We start from the raw sequence: 14,582 nt of genomic DNA, 5'->3' as shown, positions 1-14,582 counted from the left end.
CCGGTCCCGCGTGGATCCGAGCAGCCTCGGTCGACAGCGACGCGTCAGCTCCCGGACTGGAGGTAACGCAACACCGCGAGGACCCGACGGTGGTCGGTCTCGGTGGGCGGCAGACCGAGCTTGCCGAAGATGCTGGTGATGTGCTTCTCCACCGCCCCCACGCTGAGGAACAGCGTCGACGCGATCGCCGCGTTCGAGCGCCCCTCGGCCATCAGGGCCAGCACGGTCCGTTCCCGCTCGGAGAGGCCGGCCAGCTCCCCGGGGCCCCGGGCCGCGCCGAGCAGCTGCGTCACCACCTCCGGATCGAGCACGGTCGCGCCGCCGGCGACGCGGGTGAGCGCGTCGACGAACTCGCCGACCTCGGCCACCCGGTCCTTCAGCAGGTAACCGACGCCTCCGGCCCCGCCGGCGAGCAACTGCGCCGCGTACCGGGTCTCCACGTACTGGGAGAAGAGCAGCACCGGCGTACCGGGATGGGCGGCGCGTACGGCGAGCGCGGCCCGCAGCCCTTCGTCGGTGTACGTCGGCGGCATCCGGATGTCGATCACCGCGACGTCGGGCCGGTGCTCGTGCACGGCGGCCCGCAGCGCCTCCGGGTCGCCCACCGCGGCGAGCACCTGGTGCCCTCGATCGACGAGCAGGTAGCTGAGCCCGTCGCGAAGGATCCCGGAGTCCTCGGCGATGACCACGCGCAGGCCGGTCATATCCGCACCGGGAGTTCCAGGGTGACAAGCGTCGGCCCGCCGTGTGGGCTGTCGATCCGCATCGTGCCGTCCACGGTACGGGCCCGGTCGCGCAGCCCGGCCAGCCCGCCGCCGGGCAGCGCGTGAGTCGTCGAACCGAGCGTGGCACCGCCGCCGCCGTCGTCTCCGACCTGCACCCGCAGCAGACCGTCGTGTTGACGTACCTCGACGGTGGCCCCCCGGGCCGTGGCGTGTTTCGCGACGTTGGTGAGCAGCTCGGCGACGCAGTAGTAGACGATCGTCTCGACGGCTGGTGATGGCCGGTCGCGCACCTCGACCCGCAACTGGACGGGTACGGCGCCCCGCGCCACGAGGGTGCCCAGCGCCGCCTCCAGACCGTTGTCGAGCATCGGTGGATGGATGCCCCGGGTCAGGTCACGAAGGTCGGTGATTGCGATTTTCGCGTCCCGGTGGGCGGTCTCCACGAGCGCCCTGGCCTCCGGCGCAGCGTCAACGGAGAGCTTCTCCTTGGCCAGACCGAGTTTCATGGCCAGGGCGACCAGTTGTGCCTGGGTGCCGTCGTGCAGGTCGCGCTCGATGCGGCGCAGCAGCGCGGCGGCGTCGTCCACGGCCAGCGCACGGGCCTCTTCGAGGTCGTCGACCCGCTCGTCGAGGCTGGTCGGGCCGAGCAGGCCACGGATCAGCAGCCCGTCCAGGAGCAGGATCAGACTCAGCAGCCCACGGCCGACGAGAAGCATCCCGGCACCGATCGCCGCCAGCAGGAACGACTTCGGCCAGGTGTCGAAGAAGAAGTCCCCGAGTTGCAGGGCGACCCGGTGCGACCACCAGAGCGGATGGCTGAGCAGGAACAACGGGTAGCAGAGGAAGGCCGCGATCACCGCCGTCGCGACCACTGTCACCGGCAGCTTCACGATCAGGTACGCCAGTGCCCGCCAACCCGTGGCGTCACCGAGGCCGCTGCGCACGTACCCCACTGGACCGGGTCGTCGTCGGACCGGACGGGGGCCCGCGACCCGCAGCCCCAGCGTGGCCCGGGCCAACACGCGGTGCAGCCAGCCCCAACCGCGCGCGCCGAGGACGCCGGAGGACAGCAGCGGCAGGCCGAGCAGCGTCAGCGCGAGCGTGCCGCCGACAACCACCGTGAGGAGGGCGTACGCGAAGCCGACGACCGCCAGCGGCAGGCTGGCCAGCACGTAGCCGACCTGGTTGCGGAGCTGCCGGAGACTCGTCACCTGATCCTCCCGACCGTGCCGGACGACACCGTCCCGGCAGCGAGTGTTCCGGCTCAGCATGCCCGGGTGCGGGCCGTCCGCCCAGCCGGGAGACCCGCCGCGATCCGTCGGGTTAACCCCACCGGATCGGCGGGAGAGCCGCATGTCGCTGCGCCCCGCCCGCCGGCAGGGTCGACGGGAACAACAGTTTCGTCGATTGGAGCAATCATGTCGCGTCTGCTCTGGGCCGTGCTGGTGTCGGCCGGCACGTTGGTCGCCACCCTCGCCGTCCCAGCCCTGCCAGCACGTGCCGAGCATTCCGGGCCGGAACGCCGCGCGCTGGCCGCCGCGCTCGATCAACTGGTCGCGGACGGCTTCCCCGCCGCGGTGGCCTACGGCCGGGTGGACGACCGACGGTGGCAGGTGGCGGCGGGAGTCGCCGATCGGAATACCGGGGCTCGGGCCCGACCGGACGACCGGTTTCGGATCGCCAGCAACACCAAGGCCTTCGTGTCGACGGTGCTGCTGCAACTGGTGGGTGAGGGCCGGCTGACCCTCGACGACCCGGTCGAGCGCTGGCTGCCGGGGGTCGTCCGGGGTAACGGCAACGACGGTTCGACGATCACGGTCCGGCAGTTGCTCAACCACACCAGCGGCATCTGGGACCCGACCGGGCAACGGAGCTTCTGGGCCCCCTACCTCGACGAGCACGACTGGGATCGGGTGATCCCGCCCCGCACGGTGATCGCCGCGGCGATGGCACACCGGCCGGACTTCGCCCCCGGCACCTCGTGGGGCTACTCGAACACCAACTATCTGCTGGCTGGCCTGGTGATCGAGGCGGTCACCGGCCGGGGCGCGGCGAACGAGGTACGGCGGAGGATCATCGGGCCGCTTGGCCTGAGTCAGACCTCTTTCCCGGTCATCGACCCGGAGATCCATGGCCGGCACCTGCACGGCTACGACCTGACCGGCCGGGATGTGACCACGTTCAGCCCGTCGTACGACTGGACCGCCGGGGCGATGATCTCGACGACGGCTGACCTGGCGCGGTTTCATCGGGCGCTGTTCGGCGGGCGGCTGCTCGCGCCGGCTCAGCAGCGGGAGTTGGAGACCGTGGTGCCGATGGACGACTCGCCGGCCGGGTACGGGTACGGCCTGGGCGTGCAGCGGATGACTGTGCCGTGCCCGACCGGCCCCACGCCGGTGTGGATGACCGACGGCGGCGGGCCGGGCTTCACCAGCATCGCGGTGACCAGCCCGGACGACTCCCGGCAGCTCGTCCTCGCCGGCAACGTCTACGACATCGACCGGGACGTCCGGGGGCAGGTTCCGGTGCCGGCGAGCGGGGGTGCGCTGGCCGCCCTGCAGTCGGTTCTCTGCGCCGACGACGTGCGCTGAGTCCGGCGGACCGCAGGGCGACGGCCAATCGGTTCCGCCCTGCGGTCCCCAAAACGGACCATAAGCTAATAAAGTGGACAAAGAATCGCAGGGCACGGCCCGCGACTGGGCGCCTCGCAGCATCGGACTGCTCATCGGCACTCTCGTGCTGGCCACGGCGTTCATCGCGGCCTACGTCGGCGCGTTGCACCAGCCCACACCCCGCGACCTGCCGATCGGCGTCGCCTCCGGCGACCAACGCGCCCGGACGACGCTCGACGCCGTGCGCGGCCAGACCACAATCCTCAAACCCATCGAGTACGACGACCCGAGCGCCGCCGAGCACGGGCTGCTCAGCCGAGCGGTGTACGCCGTGCTCAGCACCGGACCCGACAACGGTCTGCTCCTCACCGTGGCGAGCGCCTCCGGCCCCTCCGCCACCAGCGCGATCAAGGAGGTCCTCGGCACCGCCACCAGCCGCACCGGCACCCCGCTACAGATCGTCGACAAGGTGCCGGTCCCCTCGGCCGACCCGCGCGGGGTGGTGCCCTTCTACCTGAACGTCGGGTACGTGCTCGGCGGCTACCTCGCCTCGACAGTGCTGGGGATATCCGCCGGCACCACCCCGCGTACGGCGCGCCGGGCCGGACTGCGCATCGCCTCCCTGGCGGTGTACAGCGTGCTGCTCGGCATCGCCGGCGCGGTCGTGGTCGGACCCGTCCTGGACATCTGGCACCACGACGTGCCGACGATCGCCGCCATCGGCGCGCTCGCCGTCTTCGCCGCCGCCATGTTCGCCAGCGCCATTCAGGGCTGGCTCGGCGTCGCGGGCACCGCGCTGGTCATCCTGCTGCTGGTGGTGCTCGGCAACCCGGGCTCCGGCGGCATCTACGCGCCCGAGTTCCTGCCCGGGGTGCTGCGCGGTATGCACCGCTGGAACATCCCCGGGCTCGCCAACGACCTGACCAAGGCCGCCGTGTACTTCGACTGGCGATCGGCCGGCTGGCCGGCTTCCGCCCTCGGAATCTGGACGGTGCTCGGCGGGCTCGGACTGGTCAGCGCGAGCCTGGTCCGGGGTCGCCGGGCCGCCTCCTCCGGCTCTGGAACGACCCGCTCCGGCCCCTCGCCGGACCGCGACGGTGGTTGAGATCACCCCGGAAAACAGCCTCCCGAGGGCAGTGGATCACCAGGGGGCCCTCCAGACATCCTCTGCGCGCGGATACCATCCAGTAAGTCGGACAGCGCTGTCCTTCGTATCCACGTAAGGGAGCGCATCGTGACCGACCAGCACGACCATGACGGCCCGGACGCCGCACTGCGCGCCGACATTCGCCGACTCGGCACCCTGCTCGGCCAGACCCTGGCCCGCCAGGAGGGTCGCCCGCTGCTCGACCTCGTCGAGGAGATCCGCGCCCAGGTTCGCTCCGACGCCCCCGCTGCCGCCCAGCGCCTCGGCGGGCTCGACGTGACCACCGGCACCAAGTTGGCTCGCGCCTTCTCCACCTACTTCCACCTGGCCAACATCACCGAGCAGGTGCACCGTGCGCGGGACCTGCGCCGCCGCCGCGCGGTGCAGGGCGGCTGGCTGGACCAGGCCGCCAAGATGATCGCCGAGCGCGGGGTGCCGGCCGAGGAGATCGCCAACGCGGCGCGCCGGCTGGCGGTGCGACCGGTCTTCACCGCGCACCCGACCGAGGCAGCCCGGCGCTCGATCCTGTCCAAGCTTCGGGCGATCGCCGACGAGTTGGACACCGAGACCGCCAACGCGATCCTCTACGGCGCCAGCGACGAGGGCCCGGCCAACCGCCGGCTGGCCGAGTTGTTGGACCTGATGTGGCAGACCGACGAGCTGCGGCTCGACCGGCCGGACCCGACCGACGAGGCCCGCAACGCCATCTACTACCTGCGCGACCTGTACGCCGAGGCCGCCCCGCAGGTGCTCGACGACCTGGCCGACACGTTGCGCACGCTCGGTGTGGAGACCTCACCGACGGCCCGGCCGCTGAGCTTCGGCACCTGGATCGGCGGCGACCGCGACGGCAACCCGTTCGTCACCCCGGCGGTCACCCGCGAGGTGCTGACCATCCAGCACGAGCACGGCATCGCGGCCACCGAGAAGGCGATGGACCACCTGATCAACGAGGTCTCGGTGTCGCGCCGGCTGCGTGGGGTGTCCCTGGACCTCTCCGCCAGCCTCGCCGCCGACCTTGACGCGCTGCCCGAGGTGGCACAGCGCTTCCGCCGGGTCAACGCGGAGGAGCCGTACCGGCTCAAGGCGCGCTGCGTGAAGGCGAAGCTCGCCAACACCCGGCTGAGGTTGCGCCAGGGCACCGCGCACGTACCGGGCCGGGACTACCGGGGCTCCGCCGAGCTGATCGCCGACCTGGACCTGCTGCGCGCCTCGCTGGCCCGCAACTCCGGGCAGCTCACCGCGGTCGGCCGGCTGGCCTCCACCATCCGTACGGTCTCCGCGTTCGGCCTGCACCTGGCCACCATGGACGTCCGGGAGCACGCCGAGGCGCACCACGCGGTGCTCGCGCAGCTCTACGAGGCGGTCGGCGAGGTCTCCGACTACCCCGCGCTGACCCGGCTGGAACGCACCAAGCTGCTCGCCGACGAGCTGACCGGTCGCCGTCCGCTGTCGACAGCGGACACCTCGCTGTCCGAGCCGACCCGCAAGACGTTCGACGTGTTCAGCACCATCCGGGAGGCGCAGGACCGGTTCGGCGCCGAGGTGATCGAGTCGTACATCATCTCGATGACCCTGGGTGTCGACGACGTGCTGGCCGCCGTGGTGCTGGCCCGCGAGGCCGGCCTGGTGGACGTGCACAGCGGGCGGGCCCGGGTCGGGTTCGTGCCGCTCCTGGAGACCCCGGCCGAGCTGAACTCCGGCGGCGAACTCCTCGACGAGCTGCTGTCGCTGCCCGCGTACCGGGCGCTGGTGACGGCCCGGGGTGACGTGCAGGAGGTCATGCTCGGCTACTCCGACTCGAACAAGGAAGCAGGAATCACCACCAGCCAGTGGTCGATCCACCGGGCGCAGCGCGCGCTGCGCGACGTGGCCGCCCGGCACGGTGTGCACCTGCGGCTCTTCCACGGTCGGGGCGGCACTGTCGGGCGCGGTGGCGGGCCGACGCACGAGGCGATCCTGGCGCAGCCGTACGGCACCATGGACGGCGCGATCAAGGTGACCGAGCAGGGCGAGGTGATCTCCGACAAGTACACCCTGCCCTCGCTGGCCCGGGAGAACCTGGAGCTCACCCTCGCCGCGGTGCTCCAGGCGACCCTGCTGCACACCGCGCCCCGGCAGCCGGCCGAGATGTTGGAGCGCTGGGACGCGACGATGGACGTGGTCTCCGAGTCGGCGTTCCGGTCCTACCGTTCGCTCGTCGAGGACCCGGACCTGCCCGCGTACTTCTGGGCGTCCACCCCCACCGAGCTGCTCGGCGCGCTGAACATCGGCTCCCGGCCGGCGAAGCGCCCGAACACCGGCGCCGGGCTCTCCGGGCTGCGGGCCATCCCGTGGGTGTTCGGCTGGACGCAGACCCGGCAGATCGTGCCGGGCTGGTTCGGCGTCGGCTCCGGGCTGGCCGCCGCCCGCGAGGCCGGTCTCGCCGACGTCCTGGCCGAGATGCACCGCAACTGGCACTTCTTCCGCACGTTCCTGTCGAACGTCGAGATGATGTTGACCAAGACCGACCTGAGCATCGCCCGCCGGTACGTCGAGACGCTGGTGCCGAAGAAGCTGCACCCGATCTTCGAGCAGATCGAGCAGGAGTACGAGCTGACCAAGCGGGAGGTGCTGGCGGTGACCGCCTCACCGGCCCTGCTGGAGAACTCGCCGGTGCTCCAGCGGACGCTGGCCGTCCGCGACACCTACCTGGAGCCGCTGCACCATCTCCAGGTGGCGCTGCTGCGGCAGTACCGGGAGTCGGGGGCCGCCGGGCGAGCGATAGCCACCGCACCGGGCGGCCGACGCGCACCGAGCGACGGCACCGCCCTGGAAAGGGCGCTGCTCACGACTGTGAACGGCATCGCCGCCGGGATGCGCAACACCGGCTGATCGACTGGTACGAAAAACGGGCCCCGGTCGCTGCGACCGGGGCCCGTTCCCGTAGGAATGAACGACGGTCAGAAGTCGCCGCCCCCGAAATCGCCGCCGCCGAAGTCGCCGCCGCCGAAGCCACCACCGCCGAAGTCCCCACCGGCGTAGTCGCCACCACCGACGTCCCCACCCTGGTCGCCACCGCCGAAGTCGCCGCCCTGGTCGCCGCCGTCGCCGCCCTGGTCGACACCGTCACCGAAGCCCTCCTGGTAACCGGCGTCGTAGCCGTACCCCGGGTCGGCGAAGGCGGGCGAGAAGAGCGCGTCGGCGATCAGGATGCCGCCGAGCACACCAGCACCGGCACCCAACGCCGTCTTCCACCAGGGCGTCGAATACCAGCCGGCGGGCACCGGTCGACCCTGATAACGCCCACCGGGGTAGTAGTAGGGCGTTTCCCGGCCGGGCTGCGGCCCGGCCCGGAAGGTCTGCCCCTGCACATCGACCTCGCGCTCCTTGGTGAGCTGCCCCACACCGCGGGCGGCGGCCAGTGTCGGCACCTCGGGGCCCGGATCGATGCCCAGCGCCGTACGTGCCGCCCGGATGTACGCCAAACCCTCCAGCGCGGTCTCCCGGGCCAGCCCGAACTGGTGCGGCGTGGACGCCTGCTCCAGCTGGGAGCCCGCCGCGTTGTACCGCTCACCAGCGTCGGCCAGCGCCTGTCGTACCGCTGGGTCGTCGCCCTGCAGGTTCATCAACTGGCCGCCGAGACGCTCGTACCACCGCTGCGCCTCCGCGCGGGCGTCGCCGAGCTCGGTGCGCCGACGGGCACCGGCCTGAGCGCGGACGAGCGCGGCGACGCCCAGCGCGCCGACCAGCACAACGGCGAGGCAGAGCACAAGTTCCATGTCATCGAACGTACCCCCGGGTCGCACGTCGTATCCGTCTGGCAAGCTCCGGTGATGGACGTCTCGACACTGCTCCTGGTGATCGTGTGCCTCGGTGCCGGCGGGGCGGTGGGCTGGCTCGCGGCCCGGTCCCGGTCGGCGGCCGACATCGCCCGCCTGGATGCCACACTGGCCGCCACCCGGGAGGGTGAGGGTCGGCTGGAGCAGTCCATGCGGGCGTTGAGCTACGAGGCCACCGCACAGTCCCAGGAGGCGGTGGCCCGGGCGGTCGCGCCGCTGCACGACACCCTGCGCCGCTACGAGCAGCGGGTGGCCGAGCTGGAGCACGACCGCGTCGACGCGTACGCCGAGCTGCGTGAGCAGGTCCGCTCGATGACCGCAGTCTCCGGTGAGCTGCGCACCGAGACCAAGCAGTTGGTGGCGGCGCTGCGCGCACCGCAGGTGCGGGGCCGCTGGGGCGAGCACCAGTTGCGCCGGATCGTCGAGGCTGCCGGCATGTTGGAGCACTGCGACTTCTCCGAGCAGGTCACCGCCGCCACCGACCAGCAGGTCGTCCGACCGGATCTGGTGGTCCGTCTGCACGGTGGTCGCTCGGTGGTGGTGGACGCCAAGGCTCCGTTCGATGCGTACCTGACAGCCATGGAGGCCCGCGACGAGCGCGGCCGGGACACCCACCTCGACGCGCACGCGCGGCACCTGCGGGGGCACGTCGACGCCCTGGCCGCCAAGTCGTACTGGTCGGCGTTCGACAACTCACCCGAGTTCGTGGTGCTGTTCGTCCCGGCCGACCCGTTCCTCGACGTCGCGCTCCAGCGGGACCCGACGCTGCTGGAGCACGCCTTCACCCGCAACGTGGTGCTCGCCACGCCGGCCACGCTGGTCGCCCTGCTCCGCACTGTGGCCTACTCCTGGCGGCAGGAGGCACTGGCCCGCAACGCGCTCGCCGTGCACACCCTCGCCCGGGAGCTGTACGGCCGGCTCTCCACCCTGGGCGACCATGTGGGCAAGCTCGGGTCCTCGCTGGCCGGTGCGGTGACCGCCTACAACAGGGCGGTCGGCTCGCTGGAGGCCCGGGTCCTGGTCAGCGCCCGCAAGCTCGCCGAGTTGGGCGTCTCCGACGACGAGTTGGCCACCCCGGCGCAGGTCGAGTTGACGCCCCGACAGCCGCAGGCCCCCGAGTTGGCCGATCCGGCCGACGACGAGGTCTCGGCCCGTTAGCCATTTATGTGACAGTGCGTATGCCTGCATATCACGAACTGGTCACAAGGGACTGACCAGTAGTGACAGTGCTTGTCGATACCGCGAAAGATTCTGCTCACCCGAGCGCCCTTCTCTGAAGGGCCCTGTTCTCTGGAGGTAAAGAGAACGTGAGCAGACTCCGAAATTTGAGCCGGCGCACCTCAGCCGCGCTCTTCGCGTCGGTCCTGGCGGCGAGCGCCGTGACGACCATGGGTGGTGCCGCCACCGCGGCCGCCGCTCCCGCCACCACACCGGACGCTTCCCCGGCCACCGCCGCCGAGACGCTGGGCGCCCACGACGCCAAACTGCTCAGCGAGGCCCGCGCCAAGAAGGCCACGACCGTCACGTTGATCGTCGCCACCGAGAAGGGTGAGGCGGGGGACGTCGCCGACAGCCTCACCAAGCTCGGCGGCACTGTCAGCCAGCGGCAGGACCGGGTCGGCTTCGTGCTGGCCAAGGTCCCGACCGACAGTGTCCTCAAGGCGGCGCGACTGCCCGGCGTCTCGGCCGTCGACCTGGACGAGGTCATCCAACTGCCGGACCCGGCCCCGGAGCGCACCGCCACCGGCACCGCCGGCGCGCGGCAGGCCACCGTCGGGGCGCCGGGAGAGACCACCCCGGCCGACAACGCCTACATGCCGACGAACGAGACCGGCGCTGTGGCGTTCACCGCGGCCCACCCCGAGTGGGACGGCCGGGGCGTCACGATCGGCATCATGGACTCCGGTGTGGACCTCGCCCACCCGGCGTTGCAGCAGACCACCACGGGCGAGCGCAAGATCGTCGATTGGGTCACCGCCACCGATCCGCTGGAGGACGGCTCGTGGCGGCGGATGCAGGCCGAGGTCGCAGGCCCGTCGTTCACCATCGCCGGCGGCACCTGGACGGCACCGGCCGGCACGTACCGCTTCAACCTGTTCAGCGAGTCGGTCACCGCCGCGAGCGACGCCCGGGGTGACGTCAACCGCGACGGCGACACGACCGACACCTGGGGTGTGCTCTTCGACCCGGCCACCAACAACATCCGGGTTGACGCCAACCAGAACCTCAACTTCACCGACGACCCGGTCATGCGGCCGTACAAGGAAAAGTACGACATCGGCTACTTCGGTACCGACAACCCGGCGACCCCGGTCGCCGAACGGCAGCCGTTCGTCGTCGAGTTCCGCAAGAACGTCAACACCACGCCGATCGGGCTGCCGGGCACCTACGACTACGTCAGCATCGGCATCGTCGAGAGCACCCACGGCACCCACGTCGCCGGCATCACCGCCGCCAACGACATGCTCGGCAACGGAGCCTTCGACGGCGCCGCGCCAGGTGCCAAGCTGGTCTCCGCCCGCGCCTGCTCCTGGGGCGGCGGCTGCAGCGCGGCGGCCCTCACCACCGGCATGATCGACCTGGTGGCCAACCGTGGCGTCGACATCGTCAACATGTCGATCGGTGGCCTTCCCGGCCTGAACGACGGCAACAACGCGCGGACCAACCTCTACAACGAACTGATCGAGACGTACGGCGTGCAGTTGGTCATCTCGGCCGGCAACTCCGGCCCGGGTCTCAACACCGTCGGCGACCCGTCGGTGGCCAGCAACGTGATCAGCGTTGCCGCCAACATCAGCAAGGACACCTGGCTGGCCAACTACGGCTCGGTCGTCAAGAAGAAGAACGCCCTGTTCAACTTCTCCTCCCGTGGCCCGCGCGAGGACGGCGGCTTCAAGCCGAACATCGCCGCCCCCGGCTCGGCCATCTCCACCGCACCGACCTGGCAGCTCGGCGCCCCGGTCCCCGAGGCCGGATACGCGCTGCCCCCGGGCTACGCGATGCTGAACGGCACCTCGATGGCGTCTCCGCAGACCGCCGGCGCCGGCGCGTTGCTGCTGTCGGCCGCCAAGGCCACCGACCGGGGCGTCAGCCCGGCGGCGTTGCGGCGGGCGCTGTTCACCTCCGCCAAGCCGATCGCTGACGTGCCGACGTACGCGCAGGGCTACGGCATGGTCAACGTTCCGGGCGCCTGGCAGTTGCTGCGCCAGGGCGTCGAAACCCGGTCGTACGTCTCCGACGCGCCGGTCTGCAGCCCTCTGGCCGAGCAGCTGACCATCTGGAACGGTGTGAAGTTCGTGCCGAACCCGGGTCGGGGCACCGGCGTCTACAACCGCTGCACCTCGTCCGAGGGTGGCCACAAGGTCGGCCAGAGCAAGACGTACCCGGTCAAGCTCACCCGCACCAGCGGCCCGACCGGCACCATCAAGCACAACATCACGCTCCAGGGCAACGACGGCACCTTCAAGGCACCGAAGACCGTCGCGTTGCCGCTCAACAAGGCCGTCACCATCAGCGTCACCGCCAAGCCGGCCAGCGAGGGCGCGCACGGCGCGATCGTGCGGATCGACGACCCGGCCACCAACGTTGTCGACTTCGAGGTGTCCACAGTGGTGGTGGCCTCGAACGACGTGAAGAAGCCCAACTTCTCGTACACCAACGAGGGCTCGGTCGACCGCAACGGCTTCACGTCGTACTTCGTCACGGTGCCCGAGGGCGCCAAGGCCCTCCAGGTGAACCTCTCCGGGATCGCGACGGGTTCGCAGACCCGGTTCATCGCCATCAACCCGTTGGGTGTGCCGGTGGAGGCCACCACCAGCACCGTCTGCTACACCAACTTCTCCGACGTCAACGTCTGCAAGCCGCAGGAGCGTGACTACCAGAACCCGCTTCCCGGGGTCTGGGAGATCGAGGTGGAGTCGCGGCGGACGTCCCCGGCGCTGAACAACCCGTTCAAGCTCCAGGCGCGGGTGCAGGGCCTGACTGTCGAGCCGGCCCTGGTCGAGCTGCCCAGTGTCGAGGCCGGCGAGCCGACCCCGGTGAGCTGGGAGGTCACCAACGCCTTCGGTCCGGTCTCGGTCAGCGGCCGCAGTGGCGCGCTGACCGGTGTGCGGACCGAGCGTCCGACCATCACCGAGGGCGGTCCCAACCAGGAGTGGACAGTCGAGATCCCGGCGGGTACGTCGACGTTCACCGCCCGGATCGGCAACCCCGCCAACGCGGGCGCCGACCTGGACCTGTTCGTCTACCGGGGTACCACCGAGGTCGGTCGGGCCGCGGACGGCGACTCGGAGGAGGCGGTCACGCTGACGAACCCGGCCGCCGGCACCTACCGCGTCGTGGTGGAGCCGTACGGTGTTGACGGGCCGGGCACCAGCACCGCCTACGACTACTACGACGCGTTCGCGTCGGCGTCGCTGGGCACGATCACCGCTCCGGCCGTCGCGGTGCCGCTGATGCACGGCGAGTCGGCCACCATCACCGGCACTGTGACGGCGGTGGCCGTTCCGGCCGACGGGCGTCAGCTCTCCGGTGAACTGGCGATCGTCACCAGCGAGGGTGCGATCGTGGGTCGCGGCAACGTGTCCATCGGTGCCGTGAACTGATCCGTCCGTAACGCCAGCGGAAGCCCGTCCCCAGGTCCGGGGGCGGGCTTCCGCGCGTGAGGGGGGCGAAGGGTCAGGACCGGTGGGCGGCCGTCACGACGAACGGGGTGCCCTGCTGGCAGGTGGTCATCATGCCGGGCTCCACCCGACCGGTGACCTCGACCCGGGCGCCCGGCGTCAGCACCTCACGCGGGCCGCCGAGCAGCAGGTAACCGTCGAGCAGTACGCAGCCGGGCTCCACACCGCCCTGCACGGTGCCGCTCAGTGTGGTGGCCCCGACGCCCGGCGGAGTGCTCGGGCCACCCGGTTTCGGAGTTTTCAGCCCGGGCGGCACGGACCGGGTGACGGTCTCTGGCGAGGGCGTCGGGTCGGGCGTGGGCTGGCTGGTCACCGGCTGCGCTCCCGTCGGTGTCGCTGTGGGTGTGCCGCCCCCGACACCCTGGCCGCCGCAGGCGCTCAGCGCCACGCAGACGGCCAGCGCGGGGACGGCGAGCCGAAGAGTCCTCATGCCGAATCTGACGTACGCCGACCCGAGTTCGTTCCCGCGCTTCAGCCGCGCGCCGCCGCGGCCTTCATGTCCCGCCTCAGCTCCTGCGGAAGCGAGAACGTGAGCCGCTCGTTGGCGGTGGTGATCTCCTCGACGTCGGCGAAGCCGCGGGCGGCGAGGTGGACCAGCACCTCCTGGACCAGGTCGTCCGGGACGCTCGCGCCCGAGGTCAGGCCGACCGTGGTGGCCCCCTCCAGCCAGGCGTCGTCGATCTCGTGCGCGAAGTCGACCAGGTGACCAGCGCGGGCGCCGGCGTCCAGGGCGACCTCGACCAGGCGCACCGAGTTGGAGGAGTTCGTCGAGCCGACCACGATCACCACGTCACAGTCGGCGGCGATCTCCTTGACCACGTGCTGCCGGTTGGAGGTGGCGTAGCAGATGTCGTCGCTGGGCGGGGACTGCAACAGCGGCAGCCGCTGCTTGAGGCGGGCCACCGTCTCCAGCGTCTCGTCGACAGAGAGCGTGGTCTGGGAGAGCCAGACCACCTTCTCCGGATCACGTACGGTGATCTTGTCGGCGCCGTCCGGACCGTCCACCAGTTGGATGTGCGCGGGGGCCTCACCGGCGGTGCCGACGACCTCTTCGTGCCCCTCGTGGCCGATGAGCAGGATGTCGTAGTCCTCGGCCGCGAAGCGCCGTGCCTCGTGGTGCACCTTGGTGACCAGCGGGCAGGTCGCGTCGATCGCCTTCAGCGAACGCGCCTTGGCCTGCTCGTGGACCTCCGGCGCCACACCGTGCGCGGAGAAGACGACTGTGGCGCCCTCCGGCACCTCCTCGTTCTCCTCCACGAAGATGGCGCCCTGGGCCTCCAGGGTCTGCACCACGTGCTTGTTGTGCACGATCTGCTTGCGCACGTAGATCGGGGCGCCGTAGAGCTTCAGCGCCTCCTCCACGGTCTGCACCGCGCGGTCGACACCCGCGCAGTAGCCGCGGGGCTTGGCCAGGAGCACGCGCTTGCCGGTCCGGTGAGTCGCCTGAGCCTCAGTCACCACCCCATCGTACGTGCCACCCCTCCACCCGCCACCGGGCCGCAACCCACCCCCAACCCCACCCCCAACCCCACCCCCAACCCCGGGTGATCAAGAGGTTTGCGTCAGAAACGCGCCCAGCGCCGACGCAAACCTCT

Annotated in this window: 10 protein-coding genes; 5 read left to right on the top strand and 5 right to left on the bottom strand. The window is 71.1% G+C overall.

Annotated features, from left to right (window positions below):
• Positions 1-44: 44 nt before the first annotated feature.
• Both AB0C20_RS10270 and AB0C20_RS10265 read right to left on the bottom strand, forming a co-directional pair.
• Complete coding sequence (locus AB0C20_RS10270) at positions 45-695, bottom strand: response regulator transcription factor (RefSeq protein ID WP_357188505.1); 651 nt, start codon at positions 693-695, stop codon at positions 45-47.
• Between the two features lie 5 nt (positions 696-700).
• Positions 701-1,936, bottom strand: coding sequence for a sensor domain-containing protein (locus tag AB0C20_RS10265; RefSeq protein ID WP_357567750.1), 1,236 nt, complete (start codon positions 1,934-1,936; stop codon positions 701-703).
• 207 nt (positions 1,937-2,143) lie between these two features.
• Here AB0C20_RS10265 and AB0C20_RS10260 point away from each other — a divergent pair, with 207 nt between their 5' ends.
• The 3 genes from AB0C20_RS10260 (at position 2,144) to ppc (ending at position 7,358) form a co-directional block, all read left to right on the top strand.
• On the top strand, positions 2,144-3,316 hold the full coding sequence (locus AB0C20_RS10260; protein ID WP_357188325.1) for a serine hydrolase domain-containing protein: 1,173 nt from the start codon (positions 2,144-2,146) through the stop codon (positions 3,314-3,316).
• Positions 3,317-3,389: 73 nt separating this feature from the next.
• A complete protein-coding gene (locus AB0C20_RS10255; RefSeq protein WP_357188327.1) occupies positions 3,390-4,442 on the top strand; it encodes a hypothetical protein in 1,053 nt (350 codons plus the stop codon).
• 129 nt (positions 4,443-4,571) lie between these two features.
• Positions 4,572-7,358: a phosphoenolpyruvate carboxylase gene (gene ppc / locus AB0C20_RS10250; RefSeq protein ID WP_357188329.1), complete on the top strand. Its 2,787-nt coding sequence runs from the start codon at positions 4,572-4,574 to the stop codon at positions 7,356-7,358.
• A 68-nt stretch (positions 7,359-7,426) separates the two neighbouring features.
• On the opposite strand, the gene AB0C20_RS10245 is transcribed toward ppc, so the two are convergent.
• Complete coding sequence (locus AB0C20_RS10245; protein WP_357188331.1) at positions 7,427-8,245, bottom strand: hypothetical protein; 819 nt, start codon at positions 8,243-8,245, stop codon at positions 7,427-7,429.
• Between the two features lie 54 nt (positions 8,246-8,299).
• On the opposite strand from AB0C20_RS10245, the gene AB0C20_RS10240 reads away from it, so the two are divergent.
• Positions 8,300-9,463 (top strand): DNA recombination protein RmuC, encoded by a 1,164-nt coding sequence (locus AB0C20_RS10240; RefSeq protein ID WP_357188333.1) that lies wholly within the window; start codon positions 8,300-8,302, stop codon positions 9,461-9,463.
• Positions 9,464-9,612: 149 nt separating this feature from the next.
• Entirely contained in the window at positions 9,613-12,909 is a 3,297-nt protein-coding gene (locus AB0C20_RS10235; RefSeq protein ID WP_357567749.1) for a S8 family serine peptidase, read from the top strand.
• Positions 12,910-12,982: 73 nt separating this feature from the next.
• Here the strand turns inward: AB0C20_RS10235 and AB0C20_RS10230 are convergent, their stop codons facing one another.
• Together AB0C20_RS10230 and AB0C20_RS10225 are read right to left on the bottom strand one after the other, a co-directional pair.
• Complete coding sequence (locus AB0C20_RS10230; RefSeq protein ID WP_357188336.1) at positions 12,983-13,417, bottom strand: hypothetical protein; 435 nt, start codon at positions 13,415-13,417, stop codon at positions 12,983-12,985.
• A gap of 41 nt (positions 13,418-13,458) precedes the next feature.
• The gene (locus tag AB0C20_RS10225; protein ID WP_357188338.1) at positions 13,459-14,445 is read right to left on the bottom strand and encodes a 4-hydroxy-3-methylbut-2-enyl diphosphate reductase; all 987 of its coding nucleotides are present in this window, start codon (positions 14,443-14,445) and stop codon (positions 13,459-13,461) included.
• Between the last annotated feature and the right edge of the window lie 137 nt (positions 14,446-14,582).

Origin of the sequence: Micromonospora sp. NPDC048843 (assembly GCF_040649965.1) — a bacterium.
GTDB lineage: Bacteria > Actinomycetota > Actinomycetes > Mycobacteriales > Micromonosporaceae > Micromonospora > Micromonospora hortensis.
Note: the sequence above shows the minus strand (reverse complement) of the source record. Positions and strands in the feature narration are given on the sequence as shown.

Coding starts and splice junctions, on each gene's coding strand:
- AB0C20_RS10260 (WP_357188325.1), top strand. CDS start 2,144: ATGTCGCGTCTGCTCTGGGCCGTGCTGGTGTCGGCCGGCACGTTGGTC.
- AB0C20_RS10245 (WP_357188331.1), bottom strand. CDS start 8,245: ATGGAACTTGTGCTCTGCCTCGCCGTTGTGCTGGTCGGCGCGCTGGGC.
- AB0C20_RS10240 (WP_357188333.1), top strand. CDS start 8,300: ATGGACGTCTCGACACTGCTCCTGGTGATCGTGTGCCTCGGTGCCGGC.
- AB0C20_RS10230 (WP_357188336.1), bottom strand. CDS start 13,417: ATGAGGACTCTTCGGCTCGCCGTCCCCGCGCTGGCCGTCTGCGTGGCG.